Origin of the sequence: Desulfogranum mediterraneum DSM 13871, from assembly GCF_000429965.1 — a bacterium.
GTDB classification, from domain to species: Bacteria; Desulfobacterota; Desulfobulbia; order Desulfobulbales; family Desulfobulbaceae; genus Desulfogranum; species Desulfogranum mediterraneum.
Map to the genome: position 1 here is coordinate 1 of NZ_AUCW01000073.1, position 1307 is coordinate 1307.

General features: G+C 34.2%; 1 protein-coding gene. It reads right to left on the minus strand.

Features of this window, described 5'->3' with window-relative positions; all coding sequences use genetic code 11:
• Positions 1-263 precede the first annotated feature (263 nt).
• Positions 264-827: a hypothetical protein gene (locus G494_RS26975; RefSeq protein WP_153305905.1), complete on the minus strand. Its 564-nt coding sequence runs from the start codon at positions 825-827 to the stop codon at positions 264-266.
• Between the last annotated feature and the right edge of the window lie 480 nt (positions 828-1307).

The window sequence follows — 1307 nt, forward strand, 5'->3', positions numbered from 1 at the left end:
AATTGTACCAAATTTATGCAAAAACAGCAAGTTAACTGTCAAGATGCTGCGAATTACTGTATTTAATTTTCAAGGAACCCTAAAGTTGTCAATTTATGACTCCAAGATTATTTTTCTGTATGCCCAACGTGGAGTTAAGGGGATGCGGGGCCTCTAGTATTAACTTCGTAGATTTAAATTTCTTTTTGATCTACTACGGACTTCTTAAATGCCGAGCCTAACGCAGTTCCTTTAAACGATTTTTTATATTATTATTTTTTAAATTACGTGAAGAACTTAACACTTGATAACAGAGGCTCATTAAACTCTTTTAGATAACTGTATAAATAAATAAAACCTATGAACCATAACACTACTGGCACAGCTATATCTATTGTATAAGTACTGATATTACTCAAATACACGAAATTCTTATTGTACTTTTTCGATATTTCCTCGTTCTGAAATTTAATATCAGCCAATTCCCCTCTTGGCGTTCCTACGTCTTTGTCAGCAAACTGTTGCATTTGATTTAACTGATCTTCGTAGCATTCTCTTGCTGTGAGACCTATAGTGTTGCCAGTAGTATTTTGAGTTTTATTACTTATTAGCCTAGGGAGGTGGTACTCAGTTAAATCTAAGGTAGCTGATGCAACAAATTTCAAAAATAAATAGGATGCAATTACTAAAATAAACCAACCGACAACTGAAGGTTTACTAGATAAATCTAGACCAATAATGACAACCTTTTTGGGCAAGGACTCTGTCAAGCCAACAAACAGGCATATACCCGAAAATATTAGTAGTTTAGATTTTAATTGATTTGCTTCATCACTAAGCTTAAACATTTTTTGAAATAAGGATATTTTTTGTAAATATAACGTTTATTATCTGAATTTTAATTTTTCTTTGTTTTTCTGGTTTTGTCTTTATCTGTCAGCGTTTTAAAAACAAAAATTACTGGAACTGCTATAGCAGAAATAATAAGTAGCTCTGGTAAAGCTTCAGACTCAGAGATATTCCATTCAATTTTACCCGTACTTTTTTACAGGTTTAGAATCACAATAATATATAGAAACACGACAAAAAATAAGAATGTGAGTATGCTTTTTTTATGTTTTTTATCTTCAATTATATATGATTGTTGCTTGATAGATGTGTTTTTTCCGTACAGATAACGGGGAGTTCACCGGAACCGCGCTGTTTGCGGGGTCCGGTGCAACGTTTGGTGTACGCCCGGCATGGGCGTGATCTAATGGGGTGCAAGTCCCCTGTATGTAAACCCTGTTACTGTCGTGATGACAGGAGCATAAATACTAGCCGAAAGC

Coding starts and splice junctions, on each gene's coding strand:
- G494_RS26975 (WP_153305905.1), bottom strand. CDS start 827: ATGTTTAAGCTTAGTGATGAAGCAAATCAATTAAAATCTAAACTACTA.